Annotated in this window: 11 protein-coding genes, 1 other RNA gene and 1 other annotated feature; of the genes, 10 read left to right on the top strand and 2 right to left on the bottom strand. The window is 40.9% G+C overall.

Features of this window, described 5'->3' with window-relative positions; genetic code table 11:
* Window positions 1–36 precede the first annotated feature (36 nt).
* A complete protein-coding gene (locus COJ96_RS20245) occupies window positions 37–1,548 on the bottom strand; it encodes an N-acetylmuramoyl-L-alanine amidase family protein (RefSeq protein WP_098575601.1) in 1,512 nt (503 codons plus the stop codon).
* Window positions 1,549–1,713: 165 nt separating this feature from the next.
* Between COJ96_RS20245 and COJ96_RS28820 the strand changes: the two genes are divergently transcribed.
* The 7 genes from COJ96_RS28820 (at window position 1,714) to COJ96_RS20215 (ending at window position 8,528) form a co-directional block, all read left to right on the top strand.
* Window positions 1,714–1,890: a hypothetical protein gene (locus tag COJ96_RS28820; protein WP_180230194.1), complete on the top strand. Its 177-nt coding sequence runs from the start codon at window positions 1,714–1,716 to the stop codon at window positions 1,888–1,890.
* A 60-nt stretch (window positions 1,891–1,950) separates the two neighbouring features.
* Window positions 1,951–2,192, top strand: a binding site (T-box leader).
* 98 nt (window positions 2,193–2,290) lie between these two features.
* Window positions 2,291–3,562, top strand: coding sequence for a histidine--tRNA ligase (gene hisS, locus COJ96_RS20240; RefSeq protein WP_098575600.1), 1,272 nt, complete (start codon window positions 2,291–2,293; stop codon window positions 3,560–3,562).
* Window positions 3,563–3,575: 13 nt separating this feature from the next.
* A complete protein-coding gene (gene aspS / locus COJ96_RS20235) occupies window positions 3,576–5,345 on the top strand; it encodes an aspartate--tRNA ligase (protein ID WP_098575599.1) in 1,770 nt (589 codons plus the stop codon).
* Window positions 5,346–5,411: 66 nt separating this feature from the next.
* Window positions 5,412–5,610, top strand: a non-coding RNA gene (gene ssrS / locus COJ96_RS20230) — 6S RNA.
* A 158-nt stretch (window positions 5,611–5,768) separates the two neighbouring features.
* Window positions 5,769–6,536, top strand: a complete 768-nt coding sequence (locus COJ96_RS20225) for a tRNA threonylcarbamoyladenosine dehydratase (RefSeq protein ID WP_026563472.1) — start codon at window positions 5,769–5,771, stop codon at window positions 6,534–6,536.
* 125 nt (window positions 6,537–6,661) lie between these two features.
* Window positions 6,662–7,591 carry an ABC transporter ATP-binding protein gene (locus tag COJ96_RS20220; RefSeq protein WP_098575598.1) on the top strand — a complete coding sequence of 310 codons (930 nt, stop codon included), beginning with the start codon at window positions 6,662–6,664 and terminating at the stop codon, window positions 7,589–7,591.
* On the top strand, window positions 7,584–8,528 hold the full coding sequence (locus COJ96_RS20215; RefSeq protein ID WP_098575597.1) for an ABC transporter permease: 945 nt from the start codon (window positions 7,584–7,586) through the stop codon (window positions 8,526–8,528). The genes COJ96_RS20220 and COJ96_RS20215 overlap by 8 nt, the downstream gene beginning before the upstream one ends.
* Window positions 8,529–8,581: 53 nt before the next feature.
* Here COJ96_RS20215 and COJ96_RS20210 read toward each other — a convergent pair whose 3' ends face one another.
* Window positions 8,582–9,853: a replication-associated recombination protein A gene (locus tag COJ96_RS20210; RefSeq protein WP_098575596.1), complete on the bottom strand. Its 1,272-nt coding sequence runs from the start codon at window positions 9,851–9,853 to the stop codon at window positions 8,582–8,584.
* Window positions 9,854–10,016: 163 nt separating this feature from the next.
* Between COJ96_RS20210 and cymR the strand changes: the two genes are divergently transcribed.
* Genes cymR through mnmA form a run of 3 tightly spaced genes read left to right on the top strand, consistent with a single transcriptional unit; the run spans window position 10,017 to window position 12,780 of the window.
* Entirely contained in the window at window positions 10,017–10,436 is a 420-nt protein-coding gene (cymR, locus tag COJ96_RS20205) for a cysteine metabolism transcriptional regulator CymR (protein ID WP_098575595.1), read from the top strand.
* 45 nt (window positions 10,437–10,481) lie between these two features.
* Window positions 10,482–11,624: a cysteine desulfurase family protein gene (locus COJ96_RS20200; protein ID WP_098575594.1), complete on the top strand. Its 1,143-nt coding sequence runs from the start codon at window positions 10,482–10,484 to the stop codon at window positions 11,622–11,624.
* Window positions 11,625–11,661: 37 nt separating this feature from the next.
* Entirely contained in the window at window positions 11,662–12,780 is a 1,119-nt protein-coding gene (gene mnmA, locus COJ96_RS20195; protein WP_142333031.1) for a tRNA 2-thiouridine(34) synthase MnmA, read from the top strand.
* The last annotated feature ends 31 nt before the right edge of the window (window positions 12,781–12,811 follow it).

Here is a 12,811-nt window from a genome sequence, read left to right as displayed (position 1 = left end):
AGCACTTAATCAAGTGCTAAGCCTTTTTTTTGAACTTTATTCATTTTCTTTAAAGTAGCGGGCCAGTCCATCAAACATCCCCGCTGCCGCATTTTCTTGGAATCCAGCAGATGTTATGACCATTTCTTCAGCTGGATTGCTTAAATAGCCTAGTTCCATTAAAACAGCTTTTTGACTATTTTCACGGATGACATGGAAATCACCAAAACGGACCCCCCGACTAGTCATTTTCGTTTGACCGACGGTTGATGCAAAAATGGATTCAGCAAGGGCTTGTTGATAAGAGTGATAATAATAGCCAGTCATACCGCGGGTACTTGGCTCAACATTGCTATCGTAATGGAGACTGATAAAGGCATCCGCATTGTAGGAACTTGCTATATTCACACGAGAGGCTAGTTGTAAGTAAGAATCATTTATTCTCGTTATGTAAACATTAGCCCCTGCTGCCATTAATTTATCTGACAAAAGTTGTGCCGTCCGAAGTGTAAGGTCTTTTTCATATGTTCCGCTGACACCCGTTGCCCCTTTATCCGTACCGCCATGCCCTGGATCAAGGACAATCGTTTTATTTTTAAGATAGCCTTCAGCGCCTTGCTTTTTAATCTGTGGGTTGTTCCCGTTAATGGAAACCAGCCAGCCGGCAATATAACCAATTCTTCCGTCTTCTAACTTAACTTCATACCAATCATTGATGATGTTTTTTACGGAATATGCTGCACCTGTATTGGTCCGTTCGATAACATCTGACTGTACATCTGGACCTTTGCGGATATTTGTCCCGTTATTTATTATCGTAATAATAGTTTCCTTCACGGTTTGTCCAGTTTGAGTTTTGGAAGTCTCTTTCTCGAGAAACCAACCAGCTACCCACCCGAAACTACCAGACTGGTACTCTATCTTTGCCCAATTATTCAATTCTTCTACGATCGTAAAACGTTGCCCCATAGTTACAGTTCCAATTAGGTTGGAATTCAATGAGGCACTTGAGCGGACACTAAGGCTGTCGGCTGTTACTGTTCCAATTAAGCCATTCCTTTTTGCCGTACCTGAAGATGTGTCACCTGCTGCTTGGACGTCAATAAAATCAGAGATAACCCAGCCTCTTACATTTGAAAAACCAATCTCCAGCCAATTATCTTGTTTCGAATATATGGTGACGCTTGTCCCATAGGTAAGTTTCCCAACAACTGAGCTTAATGCGGAAGGTTCCTGGCGCATATTTAAGGTATCAGCATTCACCATACCGTAATTAGTTTTTATAGCCGAATTGGTTTCTTTGGTGACGAGCCAATTAACGAGCCAGCCTGTTTGGCCATTGGCAAGTTCAATTTCGATCCAATCGCCTTGTTCTTTCACAATCGGATACTTTTCGCCCCGATATACAATTTTTATTAGTGGGTAACTTAGACCTGGACCGCCGCGAAGATTGACATTATCGGTGGAAATCGTAATGGACTCTGTTGCTGCCACACTTTTACCATGAGGCATAAAAGTTATAAAAATAAGAATAATAGATAATACCCATAAACTACCTTTTTTGACCATAAAGCCCTCCTTTTCTATTCTATTATTTTAGCGTATCAAAAGCTGAAAATCATGCCTAAAATGCTAATATTGACCAATTTGGTGAGAAAATCCTATCAGGATGCAAGTTTTTCACGATTGGTGGAGATAATATGAGTAATGATGAAAAGGCTGAGGTGATTAGAAGTGAGAGCAAGTGAAAAAGGAATGAACATCCAATCTATGGATGGTCGGCTTTTCGGTGTTGATTTTCATGATTTTATTCAAAAGGAACAGCATGCAAACTCGTTTGAACTCGCATCAGAATTCGGAATAACAATGGGTGATGTCAGAAAGTTAAAAAAACATTTAGAAAGATCATAATTGGCTATTGACAATATCTGCGATGCTCCGTAATATTAATTAAATAAAATGACATATTGTGATATACCAATGATGGAGCATAGTAATTAAGCAAACTCATGAATAGAGAGGAAATGTCCTGGGCTGAAAGCATTTCTACATGGAACTTAATGAATGAACACTCCGTAGGCTTCTCTCTGAAAAAGGGTACCCTCTAGTAGGAGAAGAACGTAGCAGGCGTTAACTGTTAAAGAGGAAGTGCATGTTGTTCATGCCTTCAACTAGGGTGGCACCGCGGGATTAATCAAACTCTCGTCCCTTGTATTCATACAAGGGATGGGAGTTTTTTGTTTGTTTTTATTTAGGAAAATAGTAATAATTCCATCTGCTTACATAAGAAAAAATAAGGAGGTTTTCCACTATGTCCATTAGCATTCCTCGGGGAACGCAAGACATTTTACCTGGAGAGGTAGAAAAGTGGCAACTGATTGAAGCTAAAGCGCGTGAACTTTGTGAGAAATATCAATATAAAGAGATTCGCACCCCAATATTCGAACATACAGATCTTTTTTCAAGAGGCGTTGGCGATAGCACAGATATCGTTCAGAAAGAAATGTATACATTTGAAGACCGCGGCAAACGTAGTCTAACCCTACGACCAGAAGGTACCGCAGCAGTTGTCCGTTCTTATGTGGAGAAAAAAATGTTCGGGCTGGCTAATCAGCCGGTCAAGCTTTACTATATGGGACCGATGTTCCGATATGAACGACCACAAGCAGGGCGCTTTCGCCAGTTTGTTCAATTCGGAATTGAAGCATTAGGAAGTAATGACCCTGCCATTGATGCAGAAGTCATTTCCCTTGCGATGAACCTATATAAAGAAATGGGTTTAAAAAAGCTGAAGTTGATTATTAATAGCCTGGGTGATAAGGAAAGCCGCGGCGCTCACCGCGATGCACTTGTCAATCACTTCAAACCAAGAATCGGTGAGTTTTGTCATGATTGTCAAAATCGACTTGAGAAAAATCCACTCCGAATCTTGGATTGTAAGCAGGACCGCGACCATGAATTGATGAAAACAGCACCATCGATTCTTGAATTCCTTAATGATTTTTCAAAGGATTATTTTGAAAAATTACAGAAGTATTTAACCCAATTGGATATTCCTTTCGAAGTCGATGCCAACTTAGTTCGCGGACTCGATTATTACAACCACACGGCATTTGAAATTATGAGTAATGCTGAAGGATTTGGAGCGATCACCACGTTATGCGGCGGAGGCCGTTACAATGGTTTAGCTGAAGAAATTGGCGGACCTGAAACACCAGGTATCGGATTTGCTTTAAGTATTGAACGATTTATTGCGGCTCTCCAAGCAGAAGGGATTGAGCTTGCAGGTAACGAAGGCATTGATTGTTACCTTGCCGCACTCGGGGAGGAAGCGAAGGATTACACCGTTGGATTGTTACAGCAGCTGCGTCGTGCAGGTTTCTCAGCAGAAAGAGATTATTTGGATCGGAAAATTAAAGCTCAATTTAAAGCAGCCGACCGTCTAAGAGCTAAGTTTGTAGCAGTTTTAGGTGATGAAGAACTTAAAAATAATAAAATCAATGTAAAAAATATGGCTACAGGTGAGCAAGTAGAAATTGATTTAGCAACTTTTATTAAACAGTTCCAAGAGTTACAGGATTAAGAGGGGGATAATTATGTTTGGCAGATCATATTTTTGTGGGGAAGTCCCAGAATCAGCAGTCGGTGAAAAAATAACATTGAAGGGTTGGGTCCAAAAAAGACGTGACCTTGGCGGATTAATTTTTATTGATCTCCGCGACCGTTCAGGGATTGTTCAAGTAGTTTTTAATCCGGATTTATCACAAGAAGCATTGCAAATTGCTGAAACAATCCGTAACGAGTATGTTTTAGATATAGTTGGAACTGTTGTAGCGCGCGAGGCAGCTACCTTCAATGATAACCTGAAAACTGGAAAAATTGAAGTGCAGGCAGAAAAAGTAACAATCATTAATGAAGCAAAGACACCGCCATTTATGATTTCTGATAAAACCGATGCATCTGAAGATGTCCGCTTAAAATACCGTTACCTTGATTTCCGTCGTCCGGTTATTTTTGAAACCCTAAAGATGCGTCATCAAGTGACCAAGCAAATCAGAGATTATCTTGATGGAGAAGGCTTCTTAGATATTGAAACACCTATTTTGACAAAAAGTACCCCTGAGGGAGCACGGGATTATTTAGTACCAAGCCGTGTTCATCCAGGCGAGTTTTATGCCCTGCCGCAATCACCACAACTGTTTAAACAATTGCTCATGGTCGGCGGCATTGAACGTTATTACCAAATTGCACGCTGCTTCCGCGATGAGGATTTACGTGCTGACCGTCAGCCAGAATTTACCCAAATCGATATCGAGACAAGCTTTTTAAGCCAGGAAGATATCATGGGCATGATGGAAAAGATGATGACAAAGTTAATGAAAGAAGTAAAAGGTGTAGACCTGCCTGATGCATTCCCTCGGATGACCTATGACGAGGCAATGAGCCGTTATGGCTCGGATAAACCTGATACTCGTTTTGGATTAGAGCTCGTCGATCTTTCTGAAATTGTTAAGGATTCAGGCTTTAAAGTATTTGCATCGGCAGTTGCAAATGGAGGCCAAGTAAAAGCAATCAATGTGAAAGGTGCCGCTGACAATTACTCACGTAAAGACATTGATGCCTTAACAGAGTTCGTTGCTGTATATGGCGCGAAGGGGCTTGCGTGGCTAAAAGTCGATTCTGAAGGGCTAAAAGGTCCGATTGCTAAATTCTTCTTAGAAGAGGATGCCCAAGCACTTAAAGCGACCCTTGAAGCAACAGAAGGAGATTTACTTTTATTTGTTGCTGACAAGAAAAAGGTTGTCGCCGATGCTTTAGGTGCCCTTCGCCAAAAGTTGGCCAGGGATTTAGATTTAATTGACCCAAGTTTATTCAATTTCTTATGGGTAACGGACTGGCCGCTTCTTGAGTACGATGAGGAGGAAGGACGTTATTACGCGGCTCACCATCCGTTTACGATGCCATTTAGGGAAGACCTTGAATATTTAGATTCTGACCCGTCAAAAGTCCGTGCACAGGCCTATGATATTGTCTTAAATGGATATGAGCTTGGCGGCGGATCCCTTCGTATATTCGAGCGTCCGATCCAAGAAAAAATGTTTAACATTCTTGGATTTACACCGGAACAAGCCAATGAGCAATTCGGTTTCTTATTGAATGCGTTTGAGTATGGAACACCACCACACGGCGGGATCGCGCTTGGATTGGACCGATTGGTTATGCTTCTTGCTGGAAGCACCAACCTAAGAGATACCATTGCATTTCCTAAGACTGCTAGTGCCAGCTGCTTGTTAACGGATGCTCCTGGGGAAGTTTCTGAGGCCCAATTGAAGGAATTACATCTGTCACTAAATGTTAAAAAATAGCAGGAATTCGCTTTCATGAATCCTTGAATCCGGATTTTCAATATGCTATTATAAAAGCAACAAAGAAGAGTCCTGAGATGTACGTTGCGTTGCCTGAAGTTTTGACCGAACATTAATTATTCGGGAGTCTAGAGTTTCCTGATTGCGTAAATGCCCCACTCTTATACGGGTAAGGGGACTTACAATTTCGGGAACAGGGCACCCCCCTGCTGAATGCGGGATCAAAACTAAGGATGTTAAAAGTGACGGCATAATTGGGACTCTTTTCAATTGCAAAATGCTCAACCTCCTGTAGATTTCGGGAGGTTTTATTTTGCTTTTTACTTGATTCATCCTATCAAGATGCTTGTTTTTGATGGAGTGTATGATATATTTTTAATCGGGAAAAAGAAACATAACGAATTTATAATTGGAGTGAACATCATGTTGCATCAATTTTCACGGAACGAACTAGCCATCGGTAAAGAAGGCCTAGAAATTATGAAGAACAGTACGGTCGCTGTTTTAGGTATCGGCGGTGTCGGTTCTTTTGCAGCCGAAGCATTGGCCCGTTCAGGCGTCGGACGGTTAATTTTAATAGATAAAGACGATGTGGATATTACCAATATCAACCGCCAGTTGATCGCATTGCTTTCCACTGTTGGAAGGCCGAAAGTGGAAATTATGGAAGAGCGGATTCGAGATATTAATCCTGACTGCGAAGTTATTTCCTTAAAAATGTTTTATACAGAAGAGACTTATGAACAAATTTTTAGCCATAATTTAGATTTTGTGGTTGATGCTTCAGATACGATTATTTATAAAATACATTTAATGAAGGAATGTTTAAAAAGGAATATTCCAATCATTTCAAGTATGGGAGCAGCCAATAAAATGGACCCAACCCGTTTTAAAATTGCGGATATTTCAAAGACCCATACGGATCCGATTGCCAAAGTCATCCGTACAAAACTGCGGAAGGAACGAATCCACAAAGGAATACCTGTTGTGTTCTCTGATGAAAGCCCGATTGTGATTCGTGAAGATATTAAAAAAGAAGTAGGAAATGAAAATGCACCCATCCGCAAAGCGCAAATGCCGCCAGCATCAAACGCCTTTGTTCCGTCTGCTGCTGGTTTGATTATGGCAAGCTATGTGGTGCGACAATTATTAAGCAGCATCAAAATTCAACGTGTATCAGATGAGAAATAAGCTTTTGATGGAGCCCTGAAACTTTAATTGGTTTGGGGTTTTTCTTATATTTTAAAGTTTTAGGGAGGTAAATTTTTCTAGAATAAGATAAACTAGTGTGAGAATACATAGTGAGGAGAGAGAGTTTGGAAAAAATTGTTGAGTTGAAAAATGTAACGAAGGTAATTAAAGGTCGAACCATTATAGATAACATTAGCTTTCAAGTAAATAAAGGAGAGGTATTTGGCTTTTTAGGTCCAAATGGCGCAGGAAAAACAACGACAATTCGAATGATCGTAGGGTTAATGGCGATTACATCTGGAGACATCGAGGTTGGCGGTTCCAGCATAAAGACTAATTTTGAAGAGGCTGTTCGTCATATCGGAGCAATTGTAGAGAACCCAGAAATGTATAAATTTTTGACGGGGTACCAAAATTTGATTCACTATGCCAGAATGGCAAATGGTATTTCCAAAGAGAAGATTGCTGAAATAGTAGAACTAGTAGGATTAACTGATCGGATTCACGATAAGGTAAAAACCTATTCACTAGGAATGCGCCAAAGACTAGGATTGGCTCAGTGCCTCTTACATGACCCTCAAGTCTTGATTTTGGACGAACCAACAAATGGATTGGATCCCGCTGGTATCCGAGAGATCCGCGACTATGTCCGTCTCTTAGCACGTGAAAAAAATCTAGCTGTGATTGTTTCAAGCCATCTGCTTTCCGAAATGGAAATGATGTGTGATCGGATTGGCATTATCCAAAGTGGCCGCTTAATTGATGTACAGCTTGTCCAGGAACTTGTTCACGGTGCTTCTGAAACGACCCATGAACTGGAAGTAGTCCCCGCTGATAAAGCCTTACAGCTGATTGGTGTTCACTTTCCCAATGCTCGAGCGAACCTTTCTAGGAATGGAATAACGATCGAACTTCCAAAGGAACAAATTCCTACACTAATTAAAACTTTCGTAACGGAGGATATTCAGGTTTATGGAATCAGGGAAGTTGCGAAGACATTAGAAGATCGTTTCCTTGAATTGACAACCGAAAAGGGGGTGCCAAACCGTGGTTAATTTAATTAAAAATGAATGGATGAAAATCTTTAAACGACCTGGAACCTATGTAATGATCGCCATTCTTGTTGTAATAACTGCTGCCTTTGGTATTTTTCATAAGTATCAAGAAAAAGATTTCAGCATCGATAAAAATTGGGAACAGACATTACAGCAGGAAAATGACGCATTAAAGAAGCAGATGGAACAAAGCTCTTCAAAGCTGGAAAAGCAATTTTATAAAGAGGAAATCGCAATAAATGATTACCGTATCAAGCATCATATCCCCTTTCACGAAAAATATAATGTCTGGACATTTGTAAAAGATGCGTCCCAACTGATAATCCTGCCTGGATTATTTACAATTATCATTTCAGCTGGAATTGTCGCCAGTGAATTCAACTGGGGAACCATCAAATTGTTATTAATACGACCAATCAACCGGAACAAGATATTGATCTCGAAATATTTGACTGTCTTATTGTTCGCGTTATTAATGCTTGGCATTTTATTTGTTTTCTCGGCTTTGCTAGGCGCACTTCTTTTTGGAATGCCAGACCAAGCTATTCCATATCTAAATTATTCTAATGGCCAAGTAACGGAACAACCGATTGTTATTCACTTGTTAATCTATTACGGATTAAGTTCCATTGATACGATTATGTTAGCGACGATGGCATTCATGATTTCATCTGTATTCCGGAACAGTTCCTTAGCCATCGGCTTATCATTATTTTTATTGTTCACAGGGGCTCAATTTACTGTCCTATTGTCTCTTAAATTTAGCTGGGCTAAATACATCTTGTTTGCAAACACAAACCTTATGCAATATGTAGAAGGGACACCTATGGTCGAAGGGATGTCAATGACATTCTCAGTCATCATGTTACTCATCTACTTCGCGGTATTCCAATTCTTTGCCTTCACCGTCTTTAAGAAACGTGATGTGGCCTCATAAAAAAGAAAAGGGTGTCAGGCACCATGTGAAGAATTCACATGGTGCCTGACACCCTATTTTTTCCTTGTTAACTTTTCGTATACGATTGCAAGGGCTTGTTCGAATTTTCCGGTTTTCTTTGGTTGGTAGTATTGTTTGTGTTTTAATCGATCGGGTAGATATTGCTGTGGAACCCAGCCGTTCTCGTAGTCGTGTGGGTACTTGTAGTCGATTCCTCTGCCTAGTTCCTTTGCTCCTTTATAATGGGCATCCTTTAGATGGTCAGGTACTTCGCCAACGATGCCTTTTTGGATATCTTCGAGTGCAGCCTGAATAGCCAAAACAGCCGAGTTTGATTTAGGTGACAAACATAATTCAATCACCGCATTGGCTAGGGGAATTCTTGCCTCCGGAAAGCCAATTCTCTCAGCCGTTTCAATCGCAGCTAACGTGCGTGCACCAACTGTTGGATTAGCTAATCCGACATCTTCATAGGCGATCACGATCAATCTACGGCTGATACTTGGCAGGTCTCCTGCTTCGATTAAGCGGCCGAGATAATGGAGTGCAGCGTTGACATCGCTCCCGCGGATCGACTTTTGAAAGGCAGAGAGGACATCATAATGCCCATCCCCGTCCTTATCGGCAACGAGGCTCTTTTTTTGCAAACATTCTTCAGCGGTTTCCACGTCGATATGAATGACCCCATTTTCGTCTTTATCCGTGGACAATACAGCTAATTCTAAGGCATTTAGAGAACTTCTTACGTCCCCATTGGATCCCTGGGCAAAATGCAGCAGGGCTTCATTGGCCATTTCTACTTTTATCTTTCCGAATCCACGTTCCTCATCCTCGAGGGCACGATGTAATGCCAATTTTACTTCATCAGGTGTAGGTGGTTTTAACTCGAAGATCTGACAGCGGCTCCTGATTGCTGGGTTAATGGCGTGATACGGATTACTGGTGGTGGCGCCAATTAAGACGATCATACCGTTTTCTAAGTAAGGTAATAAAAAATCCTGCTTCCCTTTATCTAAACGATGGACCTCATCAAGAAGCAAAATGACTTTTCCTGACATTTTTGCCTCGGCGGCAACAATTTCCATATCCTTTTTATTATTCGTGACGGCGTTAAGTGTCCGAAAGGCATATTTGGTGCTGCCGGCAATTGCACTGGCAATGGATGTTTTGCCTATACCGGGCGGACCATATAAAATCATCGAGGTCAGTTGTTTTGCCTTCACCATTCTTGATATGATTTTTCCATCGCCAACCAAATGCTGCTGCCCGACAACTTCTTCAATTGTTCTAGGCCGCATCCGAAACGCTAAAGGCTTTTGCTGCATGGTTACATCTCTCCAAAATTCGAATAACAATCTAACTATATATAGCCTTACTTTACCATTTTCCGTTGAAAAAGCATATTAAAGAAGAATATGATATAATTAATGCCTATCAAATTACTATGGATTTTAAATTAAATTTTATAGATACGAATAGAGGTGCGATATGAAAATATCAACAAAGGGTCGCTATGGTTTAACGATTATGATTGAACTTGCCAAAAAGCACGGCGAGGGTCCAATATCATTAAAAACAATTGCACAAGCGAATGATTTATCCGAACATTATTTAGAACAATTGATAGCCCCATTGCGTAATGCGGGTTTAGTAAAAAGTATTCGTGGTGCGTACGGCGGCTATATCCTAACCAACATCCCATCCAAAATTACTGCAGGTGATGTGATCCGTGTATTAGAGGGACCAATTGCCCCAGTGGAAGGGATAGAAGATGAAGAACCCGCTAAGCGGGAATTGTGGATTCGAATTCGGGATGCTATTAAGGATGTGTTGGACAACACGACCTTAGAGGACCTAGCGAATCATAGTAATGACGAAACGCCAGAAGGATATATGTTTTATATTTAGGGTAAAAAAGTAACATTGAGAATTATTTTGATAGAAGGTGTAAATGTGGAACGAATCTATCTCGACCATGCGGCAACATCGCCTATGCATCCTATGGTTATTGAAAAAATGCTTGAGGTGATGCAATCAACTTTCGGAAATCCTTCAAGCATCCATTCATATGGGAGGGAAGCCCGTCACCTGATTGACCAGGCCCGTTCGGTGTTAGCAGGCAGCATTGGTGCAAAGGAAACCGAGATTATTTTTACAAGCGGCGGAACAGAAGCGGATAATATGGCGTTATTTGGAGCCGCTGAAACGTATCAACATAGGGGCAAACATATAATCACCACTGAAGTGGAGCACCATGCTGTCCTTCATGCCTGCCAAAAATTAGAAAAACTAGGATATGAGGTCACTTATTTACCCGTCGATGATCGTGGCCAAATTTCGTTGGCAGACCTTCAAGCTGCACTAAGAGAAGATACCATATTAGTGTCGATTATGTACGGTAACAACGAAGTAGGGACACTCCAGCCAATAACGGAGATTGGACTGTTATTAAAAGATCATCAAGCAATCTTCCATACGGATGCTGTCCAAGCATATGGCGTTGAAGAAATTGATGTCAATCAAAGTTTCATTGATTTATTATCTGTCTCAGCCCATAAAATCAATGGACCAAAAGGAGTAGGTTTCCTTTTTTCAAAATCTAATATTAAGCTTTCTCCACGTTCCTTCGGTGGTGAGCAAGAACGAAAAAGACGGGCAGGGACGGAGAATATTGCCTCAATAGTTGGTTTTCATGAAGCTGTTTTAATATCAAATGAAAATCGTGAGGCAAAACGCGAACAATTCCTTGAAATGAAACGAACGTTAATTGATAAGCTTCGGGAGCTAGATGTAGAATTTAACATAAACGGATTACTTGATAACTCTTTGCCACATGTATTAAACTTAAGCTTTCCTGGGACAAGTGTGGAAGCAATGCTCGTCAATCTTGATTTAGCGGGAATTGCTGTATCGAGCGGTTCAGCCTGCACTGCGGGCTCAATTGAACCTTCCCACGTGCTTGTTGCCATGTTTGGAAAAAACTCAGAACGATTAACTAATTCGATTCGGTTCAGCTTTGGCTATAATACAACCATTGAAGAAGTTGTTAAGGCTGCGGAAGAAACGGCAAGAATTGTTTCTCGTTTGAAAAAATAATTTAGTAAAGCTTTTGGCAATAGAGAGGTGAAATTCATTGGAAACAAAAGATCCGAAAAATACAAGAGTGGTAGTCGGAATGTCTGGTGGAGTAGATTCTTCTGTGGCAGCACTTTTGTTGAAGCAGCAAGGCTACGATGTCATCGGTATTTTTATGAAAAACTGGGATGACACAGATGATACCGGTTTTTGTACTGCAACAGAAGATTATGAAGATGTCATACGTGTATGTAACCAAATTGGCATTCCGTATTATGCAGTTAATTTCGAAAAACAATATTGGGATAAGGTGTTTACCTACTTCCTTGAAGAATATAAAGCAGGACGGACCCCTAATCCGGATGTTATGTGTAATAAGGAAATTAAATTTAAAGCTTTCCTTGAACATGCAATGAATTTAGGAGCGGACTATTTAGCGACCGGTCACTATGCTCAAGTTGAGTATCGGGATGGAGAATATAAGATGCTGCGCGGTCTGGATGAAAATAAGGATCAAACCTATTTCTTGAACCAATTGACCCAAGAGCAATTAAGTAAGGTAATGTTCCCAATTGGTAATCTTGAAAAACCAAGAGTCCGGGAAATTGCGAAGGAAGCAAACCTTGCCACGGCTGCTAAAAAAGATAGCACGGGGATTTGTTTTATTGGCGAACGGAATTTTAAAGAGTTCTTAGGTCAATATTTACCTGCCCAGCCAGGGAACATGGAGACGTTCGCTGGTGGAGTCAAAGGTAAACACGAGGGCTTGATGTACCATACGATTGGTCAGCGCCACGGCCTGGGGATTGGCGGTTCGGGTGAGCCGTGGTTTGCAATTGGTAAGGATTTAGAAAGAAATATCCTTTATGTCGGTCAAGGTTTTCATCATGAAAAACTCTATTCAGACTCGATTACGGCTGTCAATGTCAGCTGGGTATCCGACCGTGAAAAGCCAGCTGAATTTAAATGTACCGCAAAATTCCGCTATCGTCAGGAAGACAATAACGTAACCGTTCGTCTCTTGGAAGATAATCAAGTGGAAGTTATTTTCGACGAACCGATTCGGGCAATTACACCAGGACAAGCGGTTGTTTTTTACAATGGTGATGAATGTCTTGGCGGTGGGACGATTGATCATGTTTTTAAAAATGGTGAACGTTTAACCTATGTGGGATAATAGAAGACCTGATTCCTCAAATGGAATCAGG

It is taken from the genome of Bacillus sp. AFS073361 (assembly GCF_002567005.1).
In the GTDB taxonomy this organism is placed as follows: domain Bacteria; phylum Bacillota; class Bacilli; order Bacillales; family Cytobacillaceae; genus Neobacillus.
This window is presented reverse-complemented; position numbering and strand designations above follow the sequence as displayed.